This is a genomic window from Streptomyces albicerus (assembly GCF_008905045.1).
GTDB classification, from domain to species: Bacteria; Actinomycetota; Actinomycetes; order Streptomycetales; family Streptomycetaceae; genus Streptomyces; species Streptomyces albicerus.
The window spans coordinates 14,798-39,420 of the sequence record NZ_VWMY01000026.1 but is presented as its reverse complement, the minus strand read 5'-3'; the positions used below and the strand labels follow the sequence as shown (position 1 = coordinate 39,420).

The following is a 24,623-nucleotide window of genomic DNA, read 5'->3' as shown; positions in this document are numbered from 1 at the left end:
CGCGTACCCCCGGTAATACTTGTGGGTAACAACGTCTAGCCGCGGCGGACCAGCGGTTCTACGGTGCACCCATGCCGAACCTGCCCGATGTAGTGCTGTGGTCGATACCCGCGTTTGTGCTGCTCACCGTCGTGGAGATGGTGAGCGTCCGGATCCATCCCGATGAGGACGCCGCGGGGTACGAGACGAAGGACGCCGCCACGAGTGTCGGCATGGGGCTCGGCAGTCTGGTCTTCGACCTTCTCTGGAAGATCCCGATCGTCGCCATCTACACGGCCATATATGAGCTGACACCACTGCGCGTGCCCGTGCTGTGGTGGACCGTGCCACTGATGTTGCTGGCGCAGGACTTCTTCTACTACTGGTCGCACCGCGGGCATCACGTGATCCGGATCCTGTGGGCCTGCCACGTCGTGCACCACTCCAGCCAGAAGTTCAACCTCACCACCGCGTTGCGGCAGCCCTGGACAACCTGGACCGTGTGGCCGTTCTACGTGCCCCTCATCGCCCTCGGCGTCCATCCGGCCGCACTCGCGTTCTGCTCGTCCGCGAACCTCGTGTACCAGTTCTGGATCCACACCGAGCGCATCGACAAGCTGCCCCGGGCCTTCGAGTTCGTCTTCAACACGCCCTCGCACCACCGCGTCCACCACGCCTCCCAGGGCGGCTACCTGGACCGGAACTTCGGCGGGATCCTGATCGTCTGGGACCGGCTCTTCGCGTCGTTCGTGCCGGAGACCGAACGGCCGGTGTACGGGCTGACCAAGAACATCAACACGTACAACCCGCTGCGGGTCGCCACGCATGAGTACGTTGCCATCGCCAGGGACCTGAGAGCGGCGGGGAGTTGGCGGGAGCGGGCGGGAAGGGTGTTCCGTGGGCCCGGCTGGCAGCCGGCGCCGATCGCCCCCGCCGAGCGGCCGGCCACTCCGGAGCGGCCGGTTACGGAGCCGGCCGCGTGAACGCACGCCACGCGCGCGTGCCGCTCGTCTCCTTCGGCCTGGTCACGTCCTTCGGTCTGGTGACGGCCGCCGATCTCGTTTCCCTGGCGATCGGGTACGACATCGGCCATACGGTGGCCAAGCCCCTCCTGATGCCCTTGCTCGCCGCCTACGCGCACGTGAGCGGCGGACCCCGGATGCTCGTCGCCGCCCTGCTCTTCGGGTGGGGCGGCGACGTCCTGCTCCTGACCGACGCCGAGCCGGCCTTCCTCGCCGGGATGGCGTCCTTCGCGGCGGGGCACGTGTGCTACCTACTGCTCTTCAGGCAGGCCGCCGCGCCCATCGGCAGGAGCAGACCCCGCGCGCCTGGGTCATGGCTCACGGCCGCCGCGTACGCCGTCGCGCTCGGCACCACCGTCACCCTCCTGTGGCCCGGCCTCCCCGCCGACCTCCGCGTCCCCGTCGCGGGCTACAGCCTGCTGCTGACCGCGATGGCGTACGGTGCCGCGCGGCTCGGGCCGGTCGCGGCGCTCGGGGGTGTCCTGTTCCTGCTCTCGGACACGCTCATCGCTTCCGGTGTCGCCGAGTGGCCGCAGCTTCCACGCCCCGACTTCTGGATCATGATCACGTATCTCGCGGCTCAGTACCTGCTGGCCAGGGGAGCGCTGAAGGTGTTCGGCGCGCGTTCCGAGTCTTCCGAACCTTCTGAGCCTTCCGTGGAAGTCACGGTCGCCGACTGAGCCGGCCGAGCGGGTGAGCCGGTCACCAGCGGATCGGCACCGGCAGTGCCGTGAGCACTGCCGAGACCGCGACCACCACGCCCAGGACCACGACCTCCGCGCGCGCGGGGGAGTGGGCGGTGAGCGGGGCGGCGGCACGGCGCAGCCGGTGGCGGGCCCACAGGGCGAGGGCGGCGACCACGACCACGAGGAGCACCTTGGCGAGCAGGGTGCGCCCGTACGCCGTCGCCGTCAGCTGGTCCAGGACCGTGCCGGGCGGCATCCGACGCAGTGTGCTGCACACCCCCGTGGCGGTGATCACGGCGAGCAGAACGGCCGCCACGCGCGCGTAGAGGCCCAACAACGCGATGCCCTCCCCGGGGGAGGTGTTCCGCCACCGGAGGAGCGTGCGCAGGACGTACAGCAGCCCGCCCGCCCACAGGGCCGCACACGTCACATGAACGAGTGTCAGGCCGGAGCCGATCAGCGGACTCTGCTCGGTCGTGGGGTGGGCGCGCAGCGCCTCGGCGACGGCCACCGCGGCCAGCGGCCACGCCTGGGTGGCCGGGCGGCGCGACAGGGCGCACAGGCCCGCCACGACGAACGCGTTGACCTCCAGGAGCGCCAGCATGCCGTCCCGGGTCTCGTAGAGGCCGCCGATGTCCATGTCGGAGAGACTGCGCGGCACCAGGTTCCCGGTGGCCACGACCGAGGCGAGACCGAGCGCGGCGACGAAGCCGGCCCCGGCCGCGGCCGGGGCCCAGCTGCGGGGCGCGTCCTCCAGCGGCGCGCCCGGCACCCTGCGGGCCAACCAGGTGACGAACAGCTCACCCGCCGGGACGCACACCGCCGCGAACAGGACCGCCCGCAGCAGGGCGATCCCGCCCACGCCGGGCGCGGCGGCCTCGCCCGTGCCGCGCAGCGCGGCGGGCGGCCCGAGCAGCGGAATCAGCGCCGCGAGGGCCACCAGGGCGAGGATGGCAAGGGAACGCCGCACGACGGCCGCGCTCACCCGGGGCGCGCCCGCCTCACCACCCGTGTCGGCAGTCTGTCTTATCGAACTCACCTCAAGATCTTCACCAGTCCCCCAGATCTGGGCAAGTCCTGGAAAACAACTGGCGGAACGTCATTCCGCCCGTCCAACGGGCATTCCGCCCATCCATACGCTCCCGGCCGCTCTCGTGACTCAGGCCCGGCGCGGAGAATCCCCGCCCCGGGCCCGAACGCACGAGAGCCGGGCGGCCCGTGGGCCACCCGGCTCAACTCCCCGAAGGGGTGTGCTACTTGGTCACCGCGTCCAGTGCGTCCGCGGTGCCCCAGCCGTAGAAGCCGTTGTAGTTCTTCGGCCCCTCGCAGACCGCGTCGACCTTGCCGTCACCGTTGATGTCGTACGGGTCGGTGCACGGTGTGCGGTCGGCCTCCGCGTACAGCAGGGCCTTGACCGCGGCCGCCGGAGCGTGCGGGTGCGTCGACTTGATGAGCGCGGCGACGCCCGCGACGTGCGGCGACGCCATCGACGTACCGGCCATGTAGCCCCACTTGCCGCCCGGGATCGGGCCGAGGATGAGGCCGCTGGTGGCCGGTGGGGCCGGGGTCTGGTACGCCGTCGAGTCGCCGCCGGGGGCCGCGATGTCGATGACGCCCAGGCCATGGTTCGAGAAGGACGACTTGATGCCCTTCGCGCCGGTCGACGCGACCGTGACGATGCCCGGCAGCTGGGTCGGGATGTCGAGGCACTCGGACGGGTCGATGACACGCTCCGCGGGAGTCGTGTCGTTCGGCGAGGTCGGGTCGGTGATCTCGTCCGCGGCGAGGTCGTAGTTCTCGTTGCCCGCCGCCGCGACGTTGACCGTGCCCTTCTTCTCCGCGTACTTCGAGGCCCGGGAGATCGCCTCGACAAGCGCCTTCTGGTCCGGGTCGTTCTTGCAGTTGAAGTACCACGGGTCGGTGTAATAGCTGTTGTTGGTCACGTCCACGTCGTGCGTGGCCGCCCACATGAAGCCGCAGACGACGGCCTCCGTGTAGAAGAAGCCGGCCGTCGTGGAGACCTTGATGCCGGACACCTTCACGCCCGGCGCGACACCCGTGACGCCGACACCGTTCTTGGCGGCCGCGATCTCGCCCGCGACATGCGTGCCGTGCGGGCTCTCGGCGGCGCTCGGCCGCCAGGCCCCGTCGGTCGTGTCCGGCTTGCCCGTCACGCAGTTGACCGACGCGTCACGGTCGAAGTTCGGCGCGATGTCGGGGTGCGTGTCGTCGACACCCGTGTCGATGACGGCGACCGTCACCTTGCTGCTGCCGAGCGTCTTCTCGTGCGCCTTGTCCGCCTTGATGGCGGGCAGGTCCCACTGCAGCGGCTCCAACGGGTCCTGCCCGGCCGCGGCCTCGACGTCCGCGACCTGCTCCGAGGTGAGCACCTTGGGCGTGCCGACATCCGTCGTGGACTGCGCGGGCAGCGGCGCCGTGCGCGTCGCGCCCGCCGACTCCACACCGCGCACCTTGCGGACGGTCTTGGCGAAGTCGGCGTTCGACGAGTGGACGACGATCACGCCGATCTGGTCGTACGACGTCACGATCGTGCCGCCGGCCTTGGCGATGGCCTTCTTCACGGAGGAGGAAGTGCCGTGCCCGGGGCGGACGTTGACGACATAGCTGAGCGAGGTGGCCTCCGCCGAGACCTGCCCGGCGACATCGGCCACGCCGGCCGTGTCGGCCACCGGGGCCGCCGACGCGCTGACGTTCGGCAGGAAGGCGAGTGCCGTCGCCATGGCCATCCCCAGCGGGATCGCTATGACGCGGCGGGAGCGCGTATGAGGCGCTGTCATGCTGTCTCCAGTTCGTTCGCGAGTTCGTGCGGGCCGTGCGGGAAGTCCCGGGAAACTCGGGCTACTTGACTGCCTTCAGCGCGTTGACGATGCCGAAGCCGTAGAAGCCGTTCACGCGCTTGCCGCCCTCACAGGTGGCGTCCTGCGTGCCGTTGCCGTCCTGGTCGTACGAGTCCGGGCAGCCCGGGTTGTCCGCCTGGGCCTTCAGCAGCGCCTGCAGCTGGGCCGGGGTCGCCCACGGGTGCTCGGACTTCAGCAGTGCGGCGACACCGGCGGCGTGCGGCGACGCCATCGACGTGCCCTGCAGGAAGGCGTACTGGTTGTTCGGCATCGTGGAGAGGATGCGGCCGTTCTTCGACGGGGTGTCCGGGATCTGGTAGAGCCGGTCACCACCCGGAGCGGCGACGTCGACGACGCCCTTGCCGTACGTGGAGTAGTACGACTTGAGGTTCTGCACGCCCGTCGCGCTCACCGTGACGATGCCCGGGAGCTGGGTCGGGACGTCGAAGCACTCGTGCGGGTCGATGGTGCGGGTGACCGGCGTCGAGTCGTCGGGGCTGGTGTCGTCGACGATGGCGTCCGAATCCAGGTCGTGGTTCGAGTTGCCGGCCGACGCGAGGTGCAGGGTGCCCTTCTTCGTGGCGTACAGCTGGGCCCGGTTCACCGCGTCGACGATCGCCTTCTGGTCGGGGTCGTCGAGGCAGTTGTAGAGCCACGGGTCCACGTAGTAGCTGTTGTTCGTGATCTCCACGCCGTGGTCGGCGGCGAACACGAAGGCGCAGACGACGCTCTCGGGGTAGAAGAGGCCGTTGTTCGGGTCGCTGACCTTGATGCCGGAGACCTTCACGCCGGGCGCCACGCCCGCCACACCGATGCCGTTGCGGGCGGCGGCGACCTCACCCGCGACATGCGTGCCGTGGTAGTCCTCGGCGGTGTACGGACGCCAGGCGCCCTCGCTCGTGTCGGCCACGCCGCCCACGCAGTTCGCGGACTGCGACGCGGAGAAGTTCGGCGCGAGGTCCGGGTGGGTGTCGTCGACGCCCGTGTCGATCACGGCGACCGTGACCTTCTTGCTGCCCGGGTTGATCTGTGCGGCCTTGTCGGCGCCTATCGCGCGCAGGTCCCACTGGTCGGCCTCGAGGGGCTCGCTCTGAGGGGCGGCAGCGGCCTCGACCTTGGCGGCCTCGGCGGCCGACAGATAGTCGGCGGCGCCCTCGTCCGTCGTCCCGGCGGCCACCAGCGGCGTGGTCCGCGTCGCGCCCGCGGACTGCACACCGCGTGCCTCGCGGATCGTCGGACCGAAGTCCGGGTTGGCCGAGTGGACGACGATCACGCCGATCTTCGCGTACGTGGTGACGACCGTGCCCCCGGCCTTGGCTATCGCCTTCTTCACCGACTCGATCGTGCGGTGGTCCGTCTTGGTGTTGACCACGTACGCGAGGTTCGGGCCGTCCGCCGCCGCGGCGGCGGGAGCGGACTCGGGGGCCGCCGACGCGACACCCGGAATGAAGCCGAGCGAGGCGGTAAGGGACAGAACTACCGGCACGGCGAGAGCGAGACGGCGTCTGGAGCGCAGATGAGCCATGGGATCTCCACATCATCCGGAAACGGAACCGGCCCGAACACAGGTGGTGCTCGGGCAGGTACATGACGGGGTGGTGCAGGCCCGAAGCTATCTCTCGTCGTCCCTGGCCAGCAATGACTTACGGGGATGTCTTCCGAAACGTCGGCCACGACTTCCGAAAGAAGTGCGAGGAGTTGAACCACTCCTCACGCGGCTCCGTGACGTTGAGCAGGGAGCACGAGCACGTCGAGCCCCCTGTTGGATCACGCCCGGGGCACCTAACATCGCCAACCGGCCCACGTGATCCACATCACCGTGAGGTCAGAAACCAGCCATGCCCGTACCGAGACCGTCCCCTGATCCCGACTCGTCCCCGTCCCTTGTCACAACCGCACCCGCAACGCGAGGAGACTCCGTGGCTACCGACGCACCGCCCCCCTCGAAAGCCGATCCTCATCTCCCCACGACGGAGGAGTTCGTAGAGGTGCAGGAGAGCGCTGAGTTCGGTGAACTGCGCCGCTCCCACCGCTCCTTCGCCTTCCCGCTGACCATCGGCTTCATCGCCTGGTACCTGCTGTACGTCCTGCTCTCGAACTACGCGGGCGACTTCATGGGCACCAAGCTGTTCGGCAACATCAACGTCGCACTCATCCTGGGCCTCGCCCAGTTCCTCACCACGTTCCTCATCGCCTGGTGGTACGAGCGGCACTCCACCGCCAAGCTCGACCCCAAGGCCGAGGCGATCAAGTCCCGGATGGAGGGCGGCGCATGAGCCCCGCGATCACCCAGGTTCAGCAGGTCACGCTCGCGGCGAACGAGGCCAGCGAGCACCGGCCGCTGATCATCTCCCTGTTCGCCGTCTTCGTCGTCGCGACGCTCGCCATCACCGTCTGGGCGGGCCGCCAGACCAAGGACGCCGCCGACTTCTACGCGGGCGGCCGCCAGTTCAGCGCCTTCCAGAACGGGCTCGCGGTCTCCGGCGACTACATGTCCGCCGCCTCGTTCCTCGGCATCGCGGGCGCCATCGCACTCTTCGGGTACGACGGCTTCCTGTACTCCATCGGCTTCCTCGTCGCCTGGCTGGTGGCGCTGCTCCTGGTCGCCGAGCCGCTGCGCAACTCCGGCCGGTACACGATGGGCGACGTCCTCGCGTACCGCATGCGCCAGCGCCCGGTGCGTACCGCCGCCGGCACTTCCACGATCGTCGTCTCGATCTTCTACCTGCTGGCCCAGATGGCGGGCGCGGGCGTTCTGGTCTCCCTGCTGCTCGGCATCACCTCCGACGCGGGCAAGATCCTGATCGTCGCCCTCGTCGGTGTCCTGATGATCGTGTACGTCTCCATCGGCGGCATGAAGGGCACCACCTGGGTCCAGATGGTCAAGGCCGTGCTGCTCATCAGCGGCACCATCCTGATCACCTTCCTGGTGCTGCTGAAGTTCAACTTCAACATCTCCGACCTGCTCGGCACCGCCGCCGAGAACAGCGGTAAGGGCGCCGCCTTCCTGGAGCCCGGCCTCCAGTACGGCGCGAGCGGCACCACCAAGATCGACTTCATCTCCCTGGGCATCGCCCTCGTGCTCGGCACCGCCGGCCTGCCGCACATCCTGATCCGCTTCTACACGGTGCCCAACGCGAAGGCCGCCCGTAAGTCCGTCAACTGGGCGATCGGCATCATCGGCGGCTTCTACCTGATGACCATCGCGCTCGGCTTCGGAGCGGCGGCGCTCATCTCGCAGGAAGAGATCATCGCGTCCAACAAGTCCGGCAACACGGCGGCGCCCCTGCTCGCCCTGCACCTGGGCGGCGTCGACTCCGCCTGGGGCGCGATCCTTCTCGCCACGATCTCGGCGGTGGCCTTCGCGACGATCCTCGCCGTGGTCGCCGGTCTCACCCTCGCCTCGTCGTCCTCCTTCGCGCACGACATCTATGCCAACGTCATCCGCAAGGGGAAGGCCACCGAGAAGGAGGAGGTTAGGGCGGCGCGTCTGGCGACCATCGGCATCGGCGCCGTCTCCATCATCCTGGGCTCCCTCGCCCGCGACCTGAACGTGGCCGGCCTCGTCGCCCTCGCCTTCGCGGTCGCCGCCTCCGCCAACCTGCCGACGATCCTCTACAGCCTGTTCTGGAAGCGGTTCACCACCCAGGGCGCCCTGTGGTCGATCTACGGCGGTCTGACCGTGGCCGTCGGCCTGGTGCTGTTCTCGCCCGTCGTCTCCGGCGACCCCACGGCGATGTTCCCGGACGTCGACTTCGCCTGGTTCCCGCTGAAGAACCCGGGCATCATCTCCATCCCGTTCGGCTTCCTGATGGGCATCATCGGCACCTACCTGTCCAAGGAGAAGCCGGACACCGGCAAGTACGCCGAGCTGGAGGTCCGCTCCCTCACCGGCACCGGAGCGCACTGACCGTCCTCGCCAAGCGGCCGCGTCGTAGATCCCTACGACGCGGCCGCGGCGCGTCTCGTGGGATCCGGCCGCTCTCGTTGTCGGTCCCGTCACGTAGGCTCGCTGGTATCGGGTCGACTGATCGCTCGAAGCAGTCCGGTCGCCCGCGGCAAGGTTCGTAAAGAGGTCCGTATCGAGGGAGGGGGCCCACGTGCTCATCGACACCTACGGCCGAGTGGCCACCGATCTGCGCGTCTCGCTGACCGACCGGTGCAATCTGCGCTGCACGTACTGCATGCCCGAGGAGGGCCTGCAGTGGCTGGCCAAACCCGACCTCCTCACGGACGACGAGATCGTCCGCCTCATCGACATAGCCGTGACCCGGCTCGGCATCACCGAGGTCCGCTTCACCGGCGGCGAGCCCCTGCTGCGACCCGGCCTCGTCGGCATCGTGGAGCGCGTGGCCGCGCTGGAGCCCCGCCCCCAGACGTCCCTGACGACTAACGGCATCGGCCTCAAGCGCACCGCGACCGCCCTGAAGGCGGCGGGCCTGGACCGGGTCAACGTCTCGCTGGACACCCTCCGCCCCGACGTCTTCAAGACCCTCACCCGCCGCGACCGCCACAAGGACGTCATCGATGGCCTCGAGGCGGCGCGCTCCGCGGGTCTGGCTCCGGTCAAGGTCAATTCCGTACTGATGCCGGGGCTGAACGAGAACGAGGCGCCGGAGCTGCTCGCCTGGGCCGTGGAGCACGACTACGAACTGCGGTTCATCGAGCAGATGCCCCTCGATGCGCAGCACGGCTGGAAGCGGGAGGGGATGGTCACCGCGGGCGACATCCTCGCGTCGTTGCGTACACGGTTCGAGCTCACGGAGGAGGGGGCCGAGAAGCGCGGTTCCGCCCCGGCCGAGCGCTGGCTCGTCGACGGTGGCCCGCATGTCGTCGGGGTGATCGCCTCGGTCACCCGCCCGTTCTGCTCGGCGTGCGACCGTACGAGGCTGACGGCCGACGGACAGGTCCGCACATGTCTCTTCGCCCGCGAGGAGACCGACCTGCGGGCGGCACTCCGCTCGGACGCGCCCGACGAGGAGATCGCTCGTATCTGGCGGCTGGCGATGTGGGGGAAGAAGGCCGGGGCAGGGCTGGACGATCCGTCCTTCGTCCAGCCGGACAGGCCCATGTCGGCGATCGGCGGCTGATCGCGCCCCCCGGCGGAGTCGCACATCGATACAGCCCAGCGCCCCTGAAGGGGCGCCATCGTGCGCGTGAGTCAGAACGTCGTGCTCAGCTCTCGGGGGACTCCCACTCCTCCAAGAGCACCACGTCTTTCAAGAAGCCCCGTACGCCCAGGAACTTCGACAGGTGTTCGCGGTGTTCCTCGCACGCGAGCCATGTCTTGCGGCGCTCCGGGGTGTGCAGCTTCGGGTTGTTCCAGGCGATTACCCACACCGCGTCGGCTCGGCAGCCCTTCGCGGAGCAGATGGGGGAGGACGGCGAGGACGGATCGGAGCCGGGAACGTTCAGTCTCACGTCCCCGACCCTAACCCTTGAGGCACTTGGGACCCTCAGGGCATCTCGCATGGAACTGCTGGACTGACCGCCGAAGTCGCCGGACCGGCCGGAGAAGCTGCACAAAAGGCGACGCCGAGCAGCCACGGGGGGAGCTGCCCGGCGTCGGTCTGTCGCTCCGACGGGGGATGCGGAGCGCGTACGAAGTATGTCACGGGTAACCCGCTGCCCGGCACTGGAACAGCATGATTGATCTGAGCTTTTCTTGAGCTTGGTGCAGTGCCGTATTCCGGTTTCGGCGGATCGCCCGTGGTCAGGTCCGCTCGTGCGGCTCGTCCCGCACGCGCCCGTCGGGATCGGCCGTGACGTCTTCCGGGACGGATTCCGAGACGTCTCCCGCACGGGGTCCCGCGAGCATCGGACGGGTGGGGGCGGACACGAACGTGGACGGCAGCGAGGGCGCGTTCTCCCGGCCCGCGTTGGCGATCACCACGGCGATGTAGGGGAGCACGGCACCGAGCACCAGGGCGACTATGGCGACGTGCCGTTCGACATTCCAGAGGGTGGCCGCGAGGATCACGGAGACCGTGCGCACGGACATCGAGATGATGTAGCGGCGCTGCCGGCCGCGTATGTCGTCGGCGAGTCCCTGCCTGGCCCCGGTGATCCGGAAGACCTCGGCGTTGCTCTGCTTCCGCATCACGTTCCACCACCCGCCTGTAGCGGACACTCCCCGGTCCGTACAAGCTCCACGTTACGCCGCGGCTGCGTCGTCTACGAGACCGGGTCCGGCCTTCTCCGAGCGGGGAAGACTGCGCCGTACCGCGTATGGCCGTGCCCGACATGCGCCGTATGGCGGACAGGCCAAGACTGGGCGTAATGCTCACGTAGAGCCGTATAGGAGGCAGCCATGGGCTGGTTGTGGGCGATCATCGTGGGGTTCGTACTCGGCCTGCTGGCCAAGGCGATCATTCCGGGCAAGCAGCACAGTCCGCTCTGGCTGACCACGGTCTTCGGGATCATCGGCGCCATCGTGGGCAACTCGATCGCCCGCGGCATCGGCATCGACGAAACCAGCGGCATCGACTGGGGGCGCCACGGCCTCCAACTGGCGGCCGCGGTCGTCATCGTCTTCTTCGGCGACATGCTGTACATGGCCGTACGGGGCAACAAACAGAGGGCTTGAGGTACGAGGCGCCCCGAAAGGGGGTGGGTGCGGGATGCGCCCCTGAAGGGGGCGCGGGGAACTGCGTGACGAGCCATATCCGATCCGCACGCAACGAACATCCCGCACCCGCCCCTTCCTACGAAGCGACCTCCACGGCAGCAAGACTCTTCTTGCCCCGCCGAAGCACAAGCCACCGCCCGTGCAACAGGTCCTCCCCGGAGGGCACCGCATCCTCGGAGGCGACCTTCACGTTGTTCACGTAGGCCCCGCCCTCCTTGACCGTCCGACGCGCGGCCGACTTGCTGGCCACAAGGCCCACCTCGGCGAAGAGATCCACCACAGGGCCCAGCTCGGCGACCCGAATATGCGGGACCTCGGAGAGCGCCGCACTCAACGTCGCCGAGTCCAGCTCCCGCAGCTCACCCTGACCGAAAAGCGCACGCGACGCGGCGATCACGGCAGCCGTCTGCGCAGCGCCATGCACCAGCGTCGTCAGCTCCTCGGCGAGCGCGCGCTGCGCCGCCCGAGCCTGCGGACGCTCCTCCGTCTGCTTCTCCAGCTCCTCGATCTCCTCGCGGGACCTGAAGCTGAAGATGCGCAGGAACTTGGAGGCGTCCCGGTCGTCCGCGTTCAGCCAGAACTGGTAGAACGCGTACGGCGTCGTCATCTCCGGGTCCAGCCACACGGTGCCGGACTCGGTCTTGCCGAACTTGGTGCCGTCCGCCTTGGTGATCAGCGGCGTGCCCACCGCGTGCACGACGGCCTCCGGCTCGACCCGGTGGATCAGATCGGTGCCCGAGGTGAGGTTGCCCCACTGGTCGCTGCCGCCGGTCTGCAGCGTGCAGCCGTACCTCCGGTACAGCTCCAGGAAGTCCATGCCCTGCAGAATCTGGTAGCTGAACTCCGTGTAGCTGATGCCCGCGTCGGAGTTGAGCCGCCGGGCGACGGCCTCCTTCGCGATCATCTTGTTGACCCGGAAGTGCTTGCCCATGTCGCGCAGGAACTCGATGGCCGACATTCCCTGGGTCCAGTCCAGGTTGTTGACCATGATCGCGGCGTTCGGACCCTCGAAGTCCAGCAGCGGCGCGATCTGGGCGCGCAGCCGCTCCACCCACTGGGCCACGACCTCGGGGGAGTTCAGCATGCGCTCCGAGTTCGGCTTCGGGTCACCGATCAGGCCCGTGGCGCCCCCGACCAGGCCCAGCGGGCGGTTGCCCGCCTGCTGGATCCGGCGCATCGTGAGGATCTGCACGAGGTTGCCGAGATGCAGACTGGGCGCGGTCGGGTCGAAGCCGCAATAGAACGTGACGGGACCGTCCGCGAACGCCTTGCGCAGTGCGTCCTCGTCAGTGGAGAGGGCGATCAGCCCGCGCCACTGCAGCTCGTCGACGATGTCCGTCACGGTTCTCGTATCTCCTTGGATGATCTTCGGGCAGTCGAGTGACAGCCGACTACGAGGTTATACGCCCTGACTGACAGAGCTCATATTGAAGTCCGGCACCCGCAGCGCCGGCATCGCGGCTCGAGTGAACCAATCGCTCCACTCGCGGGGCAAAGTCTTTTCCGTCCGCCCCGCCTCCACGGCTCGTCCCAGCAGATCCACCGGCGACTCGTTGAACCGGAAGTTGTTCACCTCGCCGGTGACCTCGCCGTTCTCGACGAGGTAGACGCCGTCTCTGGTCAGCCCGGTCAGCAGCAGTGTCGCCGGGTCGACCTCCCGGATGTACCAGAGGCAGGTCAGCAGCAGGCCCCGCTCGGTGGCGGCGACCATCTCCTCCAGGGACTTGTCCTCGCCGCCGTCGAGGACAAGGTTGCCGATCCCGGGGGCCACCGGCAGACCGGTCAGGCCCGCGCTGTGCCGGGTGCTCGTCAGATGCGCGAGTTCCCCCTCGCGCACCCAGTCGGTGGCCTGGAGCGGCAGCCCGTTGTCGAAGACGGAGGCGTCGTCCCCGGAGGAGTGCGCGAGCACGAAGGGGGCGCTCTCCAACCCCGGCTCGTTCGGGTCGCTGCGCAGCGTCAGGGGCAGCTCGGTGAGCTTCTCGCCGACGCGCGTGCCGCCGCCGGGCTTGCTGAACACCGTCCGGCCCTCGGCCGCGTCCCGGGCCGCCGCCGACCACATCTGGTAGATCAGCAGGTCCGCGACGGCGGTCGGCGGCAGCAGCGTCTCGTACCGTCCCGCGGGCAGCTCGACCCGCCGCTCGGCCCAGCCCAGCCGCGTGGCCAGCTCCGCGTCGAGTGCCGCCGGGTCAACGTCCTTGAAGTCCCGCGTCGACCGGCCGGCCCACGCCGAGCGCGTACGGTCCGGGGACTTGGCGTTCAACTCCAGCGTCCCGTTGGGCTGGTCGTGCCGCAGCCGCAGCCCCGTGGACGTACCGAGATAGCTGGACACGAGCTCGTGGTTGGCGAAGCCGTACAGCTCGCGTCCGCCCGCACGCGCGCGTGCGAACGACTCGCCGAGCGCCGGGGCGAAGTCCGCGAAGACGGCCGACGAGGTCTCGGCGGGCGCGTCCGTGAAGTCCGGGGAGGCGGGCACGCCCTCGACGAGGGGCTGCGCGTCCTCGGCCGGGCCCGCGCCGCGCGCCGCCGCCTCCGCTGCCCGCACCAGCGGCTCCAGCTCGTCCGCGGTCACGGCCGAGCGCGAGACGACACCGGACGCCGTGCCCTCGCGGCCGTCGACGGTCGCGATGACGGTCAGCGTGCGCCCGCGCGTGACGCCGTTCGTGGTCAGCGCGTTGCCCGCCCAGCGCAGGTTCGCCGTCGAGTGCTCGTCGGCGATCACGACGCAGCCGTCGGCCCGGGACAGTTCGAGGGCGCGCTCGACGACCTCGTGCGGCTTGTTCGTCGTCGTGGTCATCGACCGGCCTCCTGCGTGGTGTTCAGAATGTTGACGCCCTTGAAGAGGGCCGACGGGCAGCCGTGCGAGACCGCCGCGACCTGGCCCGGCTGGGCCTTGCCGCAGTTGAAGGCGCCGCCCAGGACGTACGTCTGCGGGCCGCCGACCGCTGCCATCGAGCCCCAGAAGTCCGTGGTCGTCGCCTGGTACGCGACGTCCCGCAGCTGGCCCGTGATCCGCCCGTTCTCGATCTTGAAGAAGCGCTGCCCGGTGAACTGGAAGTTGTAGCGCTGCATGTCGATCGACCAGGACCGGTCGCCCACGACGTAGATCCCGCGGTCGACGCTCCCGATCAGGTCGTCGGTGGACATTCCGGCGGGGTCCGGCTGGAGCGACACGTTCGCCATGCGCTGTACGGGCACATGGCCGGGGGAGTCGGCGTACGCGCACCCGTTGGACCGCTCGAAGCCGGTCAGCTTCGCGATCCGCCGGTCCAGCTGATAGCCCACCAGCGTCCCGTCCTTCACCAGGTCCCAGGACTGGCCCTCGACGCCCTCGTCGTCGTATCCGATGGTCGCGAGCCCGTGCTCGGCCGTCCGGTCGCCCGTCACGTTCATCAGCTCGGAGCCGTAGCGCAGCTTGCCCAGCTGGTCGAAGGTGGCGAAGGAGGTGCCGGCGTACGCGGCCTCGTAGCCGAGCGCGCGGTCCAGCTCGGTGGCGTGGCCGATGGACTCGTGGATGGTCAGCCACAGGTTGGACGGGTCGACGACGAGGTCGTACACCCCCGCCTCCACGCTCGGCGCGCGCATCTTCTCGGCGAGCAGCTCCGGGATGCGCCCCAGCTCGGCCTCCCAGTCCCAGCCGGTGCCCTGGAGGTACTCCCAGCCGCGCCCGACGGGCGGCGCGATGGTGCGCATCGAGTCGAACTCGCCGCTCGACTCGTCGACGGCGACAGCGGTCAGTTGGGGATGCAAACGCACTCGCTGCTGCGTCGTCACCGTGCCCGCCGTGTCCGCGTAGAACTTGTTTTCGTGGACCGTCAGCAGCGAGGCGTCCACATGACTGACGCCGTCCGCCGCGAGCAGCCGCGCGCTCCAGTCGGTGAGCAGCCCGGACTTCTCCTCGTCCGGCACGGTGAAGGGGTCGATCTCGTACGAGGAGACCCAGGTCTGCTCGGCGTGCACCGGCTCGTCCGCCAGCTCCACGCGCTCCTCCGAACCCGCCGCCTTGATCACCTGGGCCGACAGCTTCGCCATCGCCACGGCCTGCGACGCCACCTTCGCGGCGGCGTCCATCGTCAGATCCACTCCCGACGCGAACCCCCAGGTCCCGCCGTGCACCACCCGCACCGCGTACCCCAGGTCCGTGGTGTCCGAGGACCCGGCGGGCTTCGCGTCCCGCAACCGCCAGGCCGCGCTGCGCACCCGCTCGAACCGGAAGTCCGCATGGTCGGCGCCCAGCGCCCGGGCCCGCGCGAGCGCCGCGTCGGCCAGGGCCCGTAGCGGCAGCGCCGTGAAGGCTTCGTCGATGGAATGAGGCACGGAGGTCTCCCTGCTGTCGTCGCCTGTCGGTCCGATCATGTCGCGTGGGCGGGCCCGGCGGCCACACCTTTCTGTAGGGATCCGACAGCGAGTCCCCCGAGCCACTGTCGGTGCCGGATTCTCCGCAAGGCAGACGGTACCGATAGGTTTTCGAGGTACCAGACCGGCTATCGAAAGGGTGATCCGTTGAGCCGCTCGGTTCTCGTCACCGGAGGAAACCGGGGCATCGGCCTTGCCATTGCCCGCGCTTTCACCGACGCGGGCGACAAGGTCGCGATCACATACCGCTCGGGCGAGCCGCCGGCCGGCTTTCTCGCGGTCAAGTGCGACATCACCGACAGCGAGCAGGTGGAGCAGGCCTACAAGGAGATCGAGGCCGAGCACGGCCCGGTCGAGGTGCTCGTCGCCAACGCCGGCGTCACCAAGGACCAGCTGCTGATGCGGATGTCCGAGGACGACTTCACGTCCGTCCTGGACACCAATCTGACGGGCGCCTTCCGGGTCGTGAAGCGCGCCAACCGCGGCATGCTGCGTGCCAGGAAGGGCCGCGTCGTCCTGATCTCGTCGGTCGTCGGGCTGTACGGCGGCCCGGGCCAGGCCAACTACGCGGCCTCCAAGGCGGGCCTGGTGGGTTTCGCTCGCTCGCTGGCCCGTGAGCTGGGCTCGCGGAACATCACCTTCAACGTCGTCGCGCCCGGCTTCGTGGACACCGACATGACCAAGGTGCTCACCGACGAGCAGCGCGAGGGCATCGTGAAGCAGGTGCCTCTCGGCCGGTACGCCCAGCCCGAGGAGATCGCCGCGACGGTGCGGTTCCTCGCCTCGGACGACGCCTCGTACATCACTGGAGCCGTCATCCCCGTAGACGGCGGACTGGGAATGGGTCACTGATCACCATGAGCGGAATTCTCGAGGGCAAGCGCGTCCTGATCACCGGTGTGCTGATGGAGTCGTCCATCGCCTTCCACACCGCGAAGCTGGCCCAGGAGCAGGGCGCCGAGATCATCCTGACCGCGTTCCCGCGGCCCACGCTGACCGAGCGCATCGCCAAGAAGCTCCCCAAGCCCACCAAGGTCATCGAGCTCGACGTCAGCAACGACGAGCACCTCGGGCGGCTGGCCGACCTGGTCGGCGAGGAGCTGGGCGGCCTGGACGGTGTCGTGCACTCCATCGGCTTCGCCCCGCAGGACGCCCTCGGCGGCAACTTCCTCAACACGCCGTTCGAGTCCGTGGCCACGGCCATGCACGTCTCGGCGTTCTCCCTGAAGTCGCTGACGATGGCATGCCTGCCGCTGATGCAGAACGGCGGCTCGGTCGTCGGCCTCACCTTCGACGCGCAGTACGCCTGGCCGCAGTACGACTGGATGGGCCCGGCCAAGGCCGCCCTGGAGGCCACCAGCCGCTACATGGCACGCGACCTGGGCAAGCAGAACATCCGCTGCAACCTCATCTCCGCGGGCCCCATCGGCTCCATGGCAGCCAAGTCCATCCCGGGCTTCGGCGAGCTCGCCGCCGTGTGGGACAGCCGCGCGCCCCTGGAGTGGGACCTCAAGGACCCGGAGCCGGCCGGCCGCGGTGTCGTCGCCCTGCTCAGCGACTGGTTCCCGAAGACCACCGGCGAGATCATCCACGTGGACGGCGGTCTGCACGCGATCGGCGCGTAAGCGTTTACACAAGCGATTTCGTACGGCCTCGACGCCCCGTTCCCCCGCAGCGCGCGGGGAGCGGGGCGTCACCCGTTCGGCCCACCGGTCGGGCGGTGCGGGGCAGTAACTGCGCACTCTGGAGTAGGAGTTCCCCTCCCAAGATGCCCTCCCCAGCACAGCCGAGGAGGTCCCCCTTGTGCGTCTGTCCCAGCCCCGCAGCAAGCATCGGCTCCAGTGGAGCGGGTTCGCCGCGCCCTCTGCCGCGCTGCTAGTCGCCTTGGCTCTCCCGCTCGCGCTGCACTGCATGGCGGCCTCGTACGCCGACGCGGACGCCACCTCGCAGACCACGGAGGAGGCGCCCCACGCGCGCGTGCCCGCCGAGAGGCCCTTCGGGGCCATGTGCCGGACGGCGATCGAGGGCTCGTACGTGACGGCGCACTGCCACAACCCGTATCCGGAGATCGACCGGGTCACCCTGCACATCGAGTGCGACCGGTGGTGGGACATCGACAGCGACGGGACCCCGGTCGAGGCCGGACCCGCGCAGACCGTACGGCTGACCGGCCGCTGCTGGAAGGAAGTCCGCTCGGCGTGGGTCAGTCACCAGAGGTGACGTCCGCGTCCTTCGTGGCAGGCCGCCCCGGGCGGCACGTGAACGGGTAACCGGCCGCCTCCCTGGAGGCGGTCTCCGCGTCGCCCGCGCGGATCGCGTCCACCATGCGCGTGTGGTCCATGTACGTCTCGGGCGTCAGCTCCTCGCCCACGTCCTCGCGCAGCCAGTCGCGCACGACCTCGCCCAGGTCCGCGTACATCGCCGTCATCACGTCGTTGTGGGAGGCGGCCACCACCGCCAGGTGGAAGGTCGTGTCGGCGGTCACGAAGGCCTCCGCGTCACCGGACTCCCAGGCCTGCTCGCGGCGCACGAGGAGGGCGTCCAGCTGCTTCAGATCGCGCTCCGTGCGGCGCTCGGCGGCCAGCTTCGCGGCGCTCGACTCCAGTGTGGAGCGCAGCTCGGCGATGTGCCGCGGATCGGCGTCCGCGAAGCGGCGGTGCATCACGCCCGCCAGCTCACTGGTCGCCGCGACGTAGGTGCCCGAGCCCTGACGGATGTCGAGCAGACCGTTGTGCGCGAGCGCGCGCACGGCTTCCCGGACCGTGTTGCGGGCGACACCCAGCTGCTCGACCAGCTCCGGCTCGGTGGGGATGCGGGAGCCCACCGGCCACTCGCCCGAGGTGATCTGGTTCCGCAGCTCGGCGATGACCTGCTCGGACAGGGCCGATCGGCGGGGGTGGCTCAGCGGCATGACGGTCCTTCGCGCCAGGGGGTGCACCGGGGATGCACCGGAATCCGTGTCAGGGGATTGTGCATCAGGGGATTGGACAACCAATCATCCCATGATTCTATGATGACTGGCATGACTGGCGAGGAAACCCGGACGACGATGTCCCGACCGATACGCAGCTCCGCGCAGGACGCAGACCTCCGCACGCCCGCCACGCGCGCGTGGCTGACGCGTCTGGTGATCGTCGGCATCGTCCTGACGGCCCTCAACCTGCGCCCCGCCATCACCAGCCTCGGCGCCCTCCTCGAAGAGGTGCGCGACGGGCTCGGCATGAGCGGCAGCTTCGCCGGACTCCTCACCTCCGTGCCGCCGCTCTGCTTCGCCGTCTTCGGCGTCATGGCACCGCGCCTCGCCCGCCGCTTCGGACCCGCCGCCGTGGTCTGCGCCGGCATGGTGGCCATCGCCTCGGGGCTGGCGATCCGGCCTTTCGCCGGTAACACGGCCGGCTTCCTGGCCGCCAGCGCCCTCGCGCTCATGGGCATCGCGGTCAGCAACGTCCTCATGCCGGTGATCGTCAAGCGCTGGTTCCCCGACCGGGTCGGCTCCATGACCGGCCTCTACTCCATGGCCCTCGCGCTCGGCACCGCCGCCGCGGCCGCCGTCACGGTGCCCATGACCCGGGTCCTGGGCGGCAGTTGGCAGTCGGGCCTGGCCGTCTGGGCGGGGCTCGCGGCCGTCGCCGTGCTGCCGTGGATTCCTCTCGTACGGGCCCGGGGTACGGCCCTGTCCGCCGGCGCCGCCTCCGCCTCGGTTCCTCGTACGGCCTCGGCTTCCGTGGCACGCCAGGAGGGCTCGGCATCCGCGGCACGCCAGGAATCCGTCACGCTGCGCATCACCCGGAGCCGTACCGCCTGGGCGCTCGCCGTCTTCTTCGGGCTCCAGGCCACCGCCGCGTACATCACGATGGGCTGGATGGCGCAGATCTTCCGCGACGCGGGTGTCCCGGCGGGCACGGCCGGCCTGCTGCTCGCCGTGACCATGGTGATGGGCGTGCCGCTGGCCTTCGTCATCCCCCGGCTGGCCACGCGCCTGCCCCAGCAGGGGCCGATCGTGGTCGCCCTCGGCGTCTGCGGACTCATCGGCTACGCGGGGCTCTACCTCGCCCCGGCGGGCGGCGCCTGGGCATGGGCGCTGCTGCTGGGCGTCTCCAACTGCGCGTTTCCGCTGGCCCTCACGATGGTCGGCATGCGGGCCAGGACCGGAGCGGGGGTCGCGCAGCTCTCCGCCTTCGCGCAGAGCACCGGGTACCTCATCTCGATCCCCGGCCCGCTCCTGGTGGGCGTGCTCTACCAGCACAGCGGCGGCTGGGGCCTGCCGATCGCGCTCATGGCGGGCCTGATGCTCCCGCAGATCGTGATGGGCGTCCTGGCGGGCCGCGACCGTACCGTCGAGGACGAGGCCGCGCGGTGACCGGGCCTGTGACCTAGGCCCTGTCTCCCGCGAGCCGACCCCACCGGTGAGGAGGCGGGCGAAGGGTGCGAGACTGGCGGCATGCCCGTGCTCGACCCGAACCCCCAGAACGGCCAGAAGAAGATGCTTCTCGTCTTCGGCGCGTTCTTCGCCATCTTCGTGATCATCGCCGTCATCGCGTCGATCGCCGCGCCCTGACCGCCCGGCCCCTGATCGCCCGGCCCTGACCGCCCGGGCCTGACCCCCGGCCCGGACCACTCGGCCCGGCTCGCTCGGTCCTGACGCCTCCGCCGCGATCCCCGCGCCGCCCGAGGGTGGGGCTATCCCCACCATCCCCTAGGGGGTGAGTGTCAGGGTCAAGTGGGTGGATCACCGGATGGGTTGAGGGCTCCCGAATCCGTACCTTCGAGATGTGACCGCGAGGACGCGGACCACGGACCACCCGAAGACCCACGGAGGCGGCATGTCGGCCCCTACGCACACCCCGCCCCACCCGGCGACCAGGCGCGGCGTCGAGACCCGGCTGCCCTGGTGGGCCCTCGTCCTCCCCGCCCTCGCCTTCGCCGCACTGCTCCTGCTGATACTGAACCCCGCGGACGCCCACGCTGCGGGCGCCGACCCCGCGGTCGGCGACCTCTTCGAGCGCGTCCAGCAGATCGTGCTGAACCAGGGCTCCTGAGCTCCCGACACCCCATGTCAGGGCAGCGAGTCAACTCCCTGCGCCCCATGGCGTGTTTCATGCGAAGCTGGGACCCATGAGCGTCGCAGAACCCCGCAGGATTGTCCTCTTCCGGCATGCGAAAGCCGACTGGCCCCAGGTGTCCGACCATGAGCGGCCGCTCGCTGAGCGGGGTCGCAAGGACTCCGCCGTCGCCGGACGCAAGCTGGCCGACACCGGCATCCCCTTCGATCTGGCCCTCTGCTCCACCGCGGCCCGCACCCGCGAGACCTGGAAGCTCGCCGTCCATGAGCTCCCGCACCGGCCGAAAACAGTCTATGAGGAGCGGCTCTACGAGGCCTCCCCCGGTGAGCTGATCGCCGTGCTCAACGAAACCCCGGACGACGTGCAGGACGCCCTCCTGATCGGCCACAATCCCGGCGTGCAGGGCCTCGCCGACATCCTGGCCGGCCAGTCCGAGGGCGACGCGCAGGAGCGGATGAGCCGCCGCGGCTTCCCCGCCGCCTCCTACGCCGTGCTCTCCTTCACCGGTTCCTGGAAGGCCCTGGAGCCGGGTTCGGCCACGCTGCTCGACTACTGGGCGCCGTCGGAGTAAGCCCGGTCCCCGTATGCGGCTGAGCCGCCGCCGCTCTCGCGCAGGTGATGGCTCTCCGGCGGGGTTCCTCGATCGATGGCTGGGCCGCCATGACAACAAGCGGGCCCGGTGCCGCAGTGGCACCGGGCCCGCTCTCTGCTTGCGGCCGTTCAGTCGATGTGCATGTCCGCCGCCTCGACCTCTTCCCGCGTCACGCCCAGCAGATACAGGACCGTGTCCAGGAAGGGGAAGTTCACCGCGGTGTGCGCGGCCTCGCGCACCACCGGCTTCGCGTTGAAGGCGACCCCGAGCCCGGCCGCGTTCAGCATGTCCAGGTCGTTGGCACCGTCGCCGATCGCCACCGTCTGGGCGAGCGGCACACCCGCCTCCGCGGCGAACCGGCGCAGCAGCCGCGCCTTGCCCGCGCGGTCCACGATCTCGCCGGTGACCCTGCCCGTCAGCTTCCCGTCGACGATCTCCAGCGTGTTGGCCTGGGCGAAGTCGAGCCCGAGACGCTCCTTCAGATCGTCCGTGACCTGCGTGAACCCGCCCGAGACGACACCGACTTGGAAGCCGAGCCGCTTCAGCGTACGGATCAGCGTGCGCGCCCCCGGCGTCAGCCGTACCTCGCTGCGGACCTTGTCCACCACGGAGGCGTCGAGCCCCTTGAGCAGCGCCACGCGCGCGTGCAGCGACTGCTCGAAGTCCAGCTCCCCGCGCATCGCGGCCGCCGTCACCTCGGCGACCTCGTCCTCGCACCCGGCGTGCGCGGCGAACAGCTCGATGACCTCGTCCTGGATGAGCGTCGAGTCCACGTCCATGACCACCAGACGCTGGGCCCGCCGGTGCAGCCCGGCCGCGACCACCGCGACATCGACGCCGAGGGCCGCCGCCTCGGTCACCAGAGCGGTCCGCAGCACCTCGGTCTCCGTACCGGACACGGCGAACTCGACCGCCGTCACGGGGTACTTGGCCAGCCGGAAGATACGGTCGATGTTGCCGCCGGTCCCGGTGATCCGGGCGGCGATCGCAGCCGCCGACTCCGCGGTGAGCGGGTGCCCGAGCACGGTCACCAGCGACCTGCCGTGCCCGCGCGGCCGGTTGTCGCCCAGACCGGAGATGATCTCGGCCTGCAGCTTCATCGAGTCCGCCCAGCTGTGCACCGTGGCGCGCAGATCGCCCTCCAGGCCGGCCGCCGGCTGCGTCACGAGCGCGCACAGCACTATCCGGCCACGGGTGACGACCTGCTCGATGTCGACCACGTCGACCGCATAGGCGGCGAGGGTGTCGAAGAGGCCGGCCGTGATACCGGGACGGTCCTTGCCGAAGATCTTGACGAGGAGAGTGGGGACATCAGACGTCTGCGATGCGCTCATGGTCTTCCCACCGTATCCGGCACCCCGTGCCCACCGCCCCTGAGGTCCGCCTGACGGACAGAGAACAGTGGGTGTCACCGAGGTGTCCACGGCCTTCACGGGCCATGGCGCCCCCGCGTCACGCCCCGGATCAGCGCCGTCCCCGCCGATTCCCGGGCGGAGGCGGCGGCTCGTCCGGCGGGGACGGCGGCCCGTCCTGCGGCGACCGTGGCCCACGCCGCGGCCCCGGAACGGGCGGTGGCGTGTACGGCCCGGCCACGGTGGGAGCGCCGTACACGTCATTGGGCGGCCGGGCACCGGGAGGCTGCTGCCCGCCGGGAGGCTTCCGGCCAGGTTGCTGCCCACCGGGGGACCGGGGCCCGGCGGACCGGCCGCCCTGACGCCGCCCCTCCCCGGGCTCCCGCAGCTCGTCGGGCAGCCGCAGATACGGGTTCGTATCGGGGTTCGCCGGCCGGAACGGCGCACCAGGGTTGTAGGGACCCGTCTCCCCGGCGACCTCCGCGTACGGCGGAGCGGCGGCCGGAGTTCCCGCGTCACCCAGTGCCAGCGCTGCCGCGTGCCGGCCGGCGGCTCCGGTGGCGCACGCGAGCAGCGCGCCCGCCGCCCCCGTGCCCGCACCCCACAGCGCGCCGAGCAGCAACGCCATGCCCAGTTGCCCGTGCAGCTCGATCCCGGCGTCGAACGCGTCGATGCCGAGGACGGACAGCGAGGCGTCCACGGACACCTCCGTCTGCCAGGCGAGCAGCGGCATGGCCAGCGCGGTCACGATCCCCAGCCGCAGCGCGCAGCGCCCCGCGAAACCGAGGACGCCCCGGTCCCGTACGAACGGTGTACGCACCGCGGTCAGCACACCCGCGTACAGCATCATCAGCGCCGCCGCGACGCCCAACAGCCAGACCCGGCTGTCCAGTTCGGCCAGTCGCCCCAGCGTGATGGGCTGGTCGGAGGAGCTCAGAAACTCGTCCATGGGATCGGGCAGAAACGTGGCGAGCGGGCCCGTGGCCTTCCCGTCCCACGGCACGAAGAGCCCGATCGGGATACCCAGCCACACCCCGTTGGGCGCCCCGACCAGCGCGGCGCCCGCGATCCGCTTCGGGTTGTCGTCACCGATCGCCGCGTACGCCGCAGCCGCGAAGCCCGCCAGGACCGCCACCAGCAACACTGTGACCAGCGCGGACGCGGCGGGACGCACCAGACGGTGCGCCGCCGTCCAGCCGCGCGGCAGCGGGGTCCGGCGCGAGGCCAGCAGCGCGATCAGCAGGACGCCGAGCACCCAGCCCAGGCCGCCGAGCAGCGTCGGCACGGTCTCGACCGTGAAGCCCACCTTCGCGTTCGCGTCGGCGAGATCACCGAGCCGGTCGGGCAGCAGCCCGCCGATGTCACCGAGCCCCGGCACGTCGACCTCGTCGGGCAGTCCGCCGCCCGGCAACTGGTCGAGCCCGAGCGAGCCGCCGTCGATCGTGATGACATCGTGTCCCGCCCAGGCGAGACCGCCCAGCATCGCCACGAAGAGCACCACGACCGTGCCCACGCGCGCGAGCAGTTCGGCCGGCGAGATCACAACTCCCGCCCCGCGCAAGGACCGTAGGAAGAACCAGGACAGCAGCAACGCGCCCACCAGGCTCACACCGAGTGGCGTGATCTCGAGGGCGGTCTCGGCCTGCGCGCCCTCCAGGCCGAAAGCCGACACATCCCCGGACGGAGTCACCGAACCACCCGCCCCAAGCGCCACAACAGCCGCGGTCATCGACCCGAGCGAGCCCGCCGCGTCGGCCTCGAGCAGATGCAGCCCCAGCGCCGCCACGCCCGCCATCCCGATCAACGCCCAGCTCACGGCGGCGATCGAGGACAGCAGTACATCGCCCCATGGCACGCGCCTGCCGTGTCCCACGGCCCTGTCGCTCATCGTCAGCCCCCCGACTCCGCGCAGCGATACCTCCACCGCGGTGTGTCCCCCTCGCGTGGGATTACCACTCTCCGGGCCGGTTTCAACCCCGTCAACGGAAACGGACAAGCCGCCCGTACGCGGTCTTCAGAAGGCCCGACTTTCGGTCAGAGGGCTCCTACTGAAATAGTTCCCCACGATGTTCGACATCCCTAGACTCCCT

The 24,623-nt window shown here is 70.0% G+C and carries 24 protein-coding genes; 13 read left to right on the top strand and 11 right to left on the bottom strand.

Features of this window, described 5'->3' with window-relative positions; genetic code table 11:
- The first annotated feature begins 71 nt into the window (after positions 1–71).
- Positions 72–962 (top strand): sterol desaturase family protein, encoded by an 891-nt coding sequence (locus GAS53_RS23965; protein WP_151479762.1) that lies wholly within the window; start codon positions 72–74, stop codon positions 960–962.
- Entirely contained in the window at positions 959–1,681 is a 723-nt protein-coding gene (locus GAS53_RS23960; RefSeq protein WP_151479761.1) for a lysoplasmalogenase, read from the top strand. Before GAS53_RS23965 ends, GAS53_RS23960 begins: the two co-directional genes overlap by 4 nt.
- A 22-nt stretch (positions 1,682–1,703) precedes the next feature.
- Here the strand turns inward: GAS53_RS23960 and GAS53_RS23955 are convergent, their stop codons facing one another.
- The 3 genes from GAS53_RS23955 to GAS53_RS23945 all read right to left on the bottom strand — a co-directional run bounded on the left by GAS53_RS23955 (position 1,704) and on the right by GAS53_RS23945 (position 6,070).
- Positions 1,704–2,672: a CopD family protein gene (locus tag GAS53_RS23955; protein ID WP_404829280.1), complete on the bottom strand. Its 969-nt coding sequence runs from the start codon at positions 2,670–2,672 to the stop codon at positions 1,704–1,706.
- Between the two features lie 268 nt (positions 2,673–2,940).
- Positions 2,941–4,485: a S8 family peptidase gene (locus GAS53_RS23950; protein ID WP_151479759.1), complete on the bottom strand. Its 1,545-nt coding sequence runs from the start codon at positions 4,483–4,485 to the stop codon at positions 2,941–2,943.
- 61 nt (positions 4,486–4,546) lie between these two features.
- Positions 4,547–6,070 (bottom strand): S8 family peptidase, encoded by a 1,524-nt coding sequence (locus GAS53_RS23945; RefSeq protein WP_151479758.1) that lies wholly within the window; start codon positions 6,068–6,070, stop codon positions 4,547–4,549.
- Between the two features lie 394 nt (positions 6,071–6,464).
- On the opposite strand from GAS53_RS23945, the gene GAS53_RS23940 reads away from it, so the two are divergent.
- From GAS53_RS23940 to moaA, 3 genes are all read left to right on the top strand, one after another.
- The gene (locus GAS53_RS23940; protein ID WP_151479757.1) at positions 6,465–6,821 is read left to right on the top strand and encodes a DUF485 domain-containing protein; all 357 of its coding nucleotides are present in this window, start codon (positions 6,465–6,467) and stop codon (positions 6,819–6,821) included.
- A complete protein-coding gene (locus GAS53_RS23935) occupies positions 6,818–8,455 on the top strand; it encodes a solute symporter family protein (RefSeq protein WP_151479756.1) in 1,638 nt (545 codons plus the stop codon). Before GAS53_RS23940 ends, GAS53_RS23935 begins: the two co-directional genes overlap by 4 nt.
- Positions 8,456–8,645: 190 nt before the next feature.
- Complete coding sequence (gene moaA, locus GAS53_RS23930; RefSeq protein ID WP_151479755.1) at positions 8,646–9,635, top strand: GTP 3',8-cyclase MoaA; 990 nt, start codon at positions 8,646–8,648, stop codon at positions 9,633–9,635.
- A gap of 85 nt (positions 9,636–9,720) precedes the next feature.
- Here the strand turns inward: moaA and GAS53_RS23925 are convergent, their stop codons facing one another.
- Positions 9,721–9,966: a hypothetical protein gene (locus GAS53_RS23925; protein WP_192583253.1), complete on the bottom strand. Its 246-nt coding sequence runs from the start codon at positions 9,964–9,966 to the stop codon at positions 9,721–9,723.
- A gap of 292 nt (positions 9,967–10,258) precedes the next feature.
- Positions 10,259–10,645: a DUF3099 domain-containing protein gene (locus tag GAS53_RS23920; RefSeq protein WP_192583252.1), complete on the bottom strand. Its 387-nt coding sequence runs from the start codon at positions 10,643–10,645 to the stop codon at positions 10,259–10,261.
- A 210-nt stretch (positions 10,646–10,855) separates the two neighbouring features.
- Between GAS53_RS23920 and GAS53_RS23915 the strand changes: the two genes are divergently transcribed.
- A complete protein-coding gene (locus GAS53_RS23915) occupies positions 10,856–11,131 on the top strand; it encodes a GlsB/YeaQ/YmgE family stress response membrane protein (RefSeq protein ID WP_151479752.1) in 276 nt (91 codons plus the stop codon).
- A 118-nt stretch (positions 11,132–11,249) separates the two neighbouring features.
- Here GAS53_RS23915 and tyrS read toward each other — a convergent pair whose 3' ends face one another.
- Genes tyrS through GAS53_RS23900 form a run of 3 tightly spaced genes read right to left on the bottom strand, consistent with a single transcriptional unit; the run spans position 11,250 to position 15,526 of the window.
- Complete coding sequence (gene tyrS, locus GAS53_RS23910; protein ID WP_151479751.1) at positions 11,250–12,515, bottom strand: tyrosine--tRNA ligase; 1,266 nt, start codon at positions 12,513–12,515, stop codon at positions 11,250–11,252.
- A gap of 57 nt (positions 12,516–12,572) precedes the next feature.
- A complete protein-coding gene (locus GAS53_RS23905) occupies positions 12,573–13,967 on the bottom strand; it encodes a metallopeptidase TldD-related protein (protein ID WP_151479750.1) in 1,395 nt (464 codons plus the stop codon).
- Positions 13,964–15,526, bottom strand: coding sequence for a TldD/PmbA family protein (locus tag GAS53_RS23900; protein WP_404829276.1), 1,563 nt, complete (start codon positions 15,524–15,526; stop codon positions 13,964–13,966). The genes GAS53_RS23905 and GAS53_RS23900 overlap by 4 nt, the downstream gene beginning before the upstream one ends.
- 147 nt (positions 15,527–15,673) lie before the next feature.
- Here GAS53_RS23900 and fabG point away from each other — a divergent pair, with 147 nt between their 5' ends.
- From fabG to GAS53_RS23885, 3 genes are all read left to right on the top strand, one after another.
- On the top strand, positions 15,674–16,378 hold the full coding sequence (fabG, locus tag GAS53_RS23895) for a 3-oxoacyl-[acyl-carrier-protein] reductase (protein WP_151479748.1): 705 nt from the start codon (positions 15,674–15,676) through the stop codon (positions 16,376–16,378).
- A gap of 5 nt (positions 16,379–16,383) precedes the next feature.
- Positions 16,384–17,151, top strand: coding sequence for an enoyl-ACP reductase FabI (gene fabI, locus GAS53_RS23890; protein WP_151479747.1), 768 nt, complete (start codon positions 16,384–16,386; stop codon positions 17,149–17,151).
- 286 nt (positions 17,152–17,437) lie between these two features.
- Positions 17,438–17,746, top strand: coding sequence for a hypothetical protein (locus GAS53_RS23885; protein ID WP_225859055.1), 309 nt, complete (start codon positions 17,438–17,440; stop codon positions 17,744–17,746).
- Here GAS53_RS23885 and GAS53_RS23880 read toward each other — a convergent pair.
- Positions 17,730–18,437, bottom strand: a complete 708-nt coding sequence (locus GAS53_RS23880) for a FadR/GntR family transcriptional regulator (RefSeq protein WP_151479746.1) — start codon at positions 18,435–18,437, stop codon at positions 17,730–17,732. The genes GAS53_RS23885 and GAS53_RS23880 overlap by 17 nt on opposite strands.
- 99 nt (positions 18,438–18,536) lie before the next feature.
- Between GAS53_RS23880 and GAS53_RS23875 the strand changes: the two genes are divergently transcribed.
- The 4 genes from GAS53_RS23875 to GAS53_RS23860 all read left to right on the top strand — a co-directional run bounded on the left by GAS53_RS23875 (position 18,537) and on the right by GAS53_RS23860 (position 21,160).
- A complete protein-coding gene (locus GAS53_RS23875; protein ID WP_151479745.1) occupies positions 18,537–19,886 on the top strand; it encodes a CynX/NimT family MFS transporter in 1,350 nt (449 codons plus the stop codon).
- Between the two features lie 81 nt (positions 19,887–19,967).
- Positions 19,968–20,084 (top strand): SGM_5486 family transporter-associated protein, encoded by a 117-nt coding sequence (locus GAS53_RS57650; protein WP_151479744.1) that lies wholly within the window; start codon positions 19,968–19,970, stop codon positions 20,082–20,084.
- Positions 20,085–20,349: 265 nt separating this feature from the next.
- Entirely contained in the window at positions 20,350–20,565 is a 216-nt protein-coding gene (locus GAS53_RS23865; protein ID WP_151479864.1) for a hypothetical protein, read from the top strand.
- 76 nt (positions 20,566–20,641) lie between these two features.
- Positions 20,642–21,160 (top strand): SixA phosphatase family protein, encoded by a 519-nt coding sequence (locus GAS53_RS23860; RefSeq protein ID WP_151479743.1) that lies wholly within the window; start codon positions 20,642–20,644, stop codon positions 21,158–21,160.
- A gap of 149 nt (positions 21,161–21,309) precedes the next feature.
- On the opposite strand, the gene serB is transcribed toward GAS53_RS23860, so the two are convergent.
- The gene (gene serB / locus GAS53_RS23855) at positions 21,310–22,515 is read right to left on the bottom strand and encodes a phosphoserine phosphatase SerB (RefSeq protein WP_151479742.1); all 1,206 of its coding nucleotides are present in this window, start codon (positions 22,513–22,515) and stop codon (positions 21,310–21,312) included.
- 130 nt (positions 22,516–22,645) lie between these two features.
- Positions 22,646–24,421 carry a streptophobe family protein gene (locus GAS53_RS23850; protein WP_151479741.1) on the bottom strand — a complete coding sequence of 592 codons (1,776 nt, stop codon included), beginning with the start codon at positions 24,419–24,421 and terminating at the stop codon, positions 22,646–22,648.
- Positions 24,422–24,623 lie beyond the last annotated feature (202 nt).

Bases quoted from the DNA above. Each gene is read 5' to 3' on its own strand.
- GAS53_RS23900 (WP_404829276.1), bottom strand. From the start codon at position 15,526: ATGATCGGACCGACAGGCGACGACAGCAGGGAGACCTCCGTGCCTCAT.
- GAS53_RS23885 (WP_225859055.1), top strand. From the start codon at position 17,438: ATGGCGGCCTCGTACGCCGACGCGGACGCCACCTCGCAGACCACGGAG.
- GAS53_RS23880 (WP_151479746.1), bottom strand. From the start codon at position 18,437: ATGCCGCTGAGCCACCCCCGCCGATCGGCCCTGTCCGAGCAGGTCATC.
- GAS53_RS23935 (WP_151479756.1), top strand. From the start codon at position 6,818: ATGAGCCCCGCGATCACCCAGGTTCAGCAGGTCACGCTCGCGGCGAAC.
- GAS53_RS23875 (WP_151479745.1), top strand. From the start codon at position 18,537: ATGATGACTGGCATGACTGGCGAGGAAACCCGGACGACGATGTCCCGA.
- GAS53_RS23920 (WP_192583252.1), bottom strand. From the start codon at position 10,645: ATGCGGAAGCAGAGCAACGCCGAGGTCTTCCGGATCACCGGGGCCAGG.
- fabI (WP_151479747.1), top strand. From the start codon at position 16,384: ATGAGCGGAATTCTCGAGGGCAAGCGCGTCCTGATCACCGGTGTGCTG.
- GAS53_RS23950 (WP_151479759.1), bottom strand. From the start codon at position 4,485: ATGACAGCGCCTCATACGCGCTCCCGCCGCGTCATAGCGATCCCGCTG.
- serB (WP_151479742.1), bottom strand. From the start codon at position 22,515: ATGAGCGCATCGCAGACGTCTGATGTCCCCACTCTCCTCGTCAAGATC.
- GAS53_RS23965 (WP_151479762.1), top strand. From the start codon at position 72: ATGCCGAACCTGCCCGATGTAGTGCTGTGGTCGATACCCGCGTTTGTG.
- GAS53_RS23860 (WP_151479743.1), top strand. From the start codon at position 20,642: ATGAGCGTCGCAGAACCCCGCAGGATTGTCCTCTTCCGGCATGCGAAA.
- GAS53_RS23850 (WP_151479741.1), bottom strand. From the start codon at position 24,421: ATGAGCGACAGGGCCGTGGGACACGGCAGGCGCGTGCCATGGGGCGAT.
- GAS53_RS23945 (WP_151479758.1), bottom strand. From the start codon at position 6,070: ATGGCTCATCTGCGCTCCAGACGCCGTCTCGCTCTCGCCGTGCCGGTA.
- GAS53_RS23905 (WP_151479750.1), bottom strand. From the start codon at position 13,967: ATGACCACGACGACGAACAAGCCGCACGAGGTCGTCGAGCGCGCCCTC.
- GAS53_RS23915 (WP_151479752.1), top strand. From the start codon at position 10,856: ATGGGCTGGTTGTGGGCGATCATCGTGGGGTTCGTACTCGGCCTGCTG.
- GAS53_RS23865 (WP_151479864.1), top strand. From the start codon at position 20,350: ATGTCGGCCCCTACGCACACCCCGCCCCACCCGGCGACCAGGCGCGGC.
- GAS53_RS57650 (WP_151479744.1), top strand. From the start codon at position 19,968: ATGCCCGTGCTCGACCCGAACCCCCAGAACGGCCAGAAGAAGATGCTT.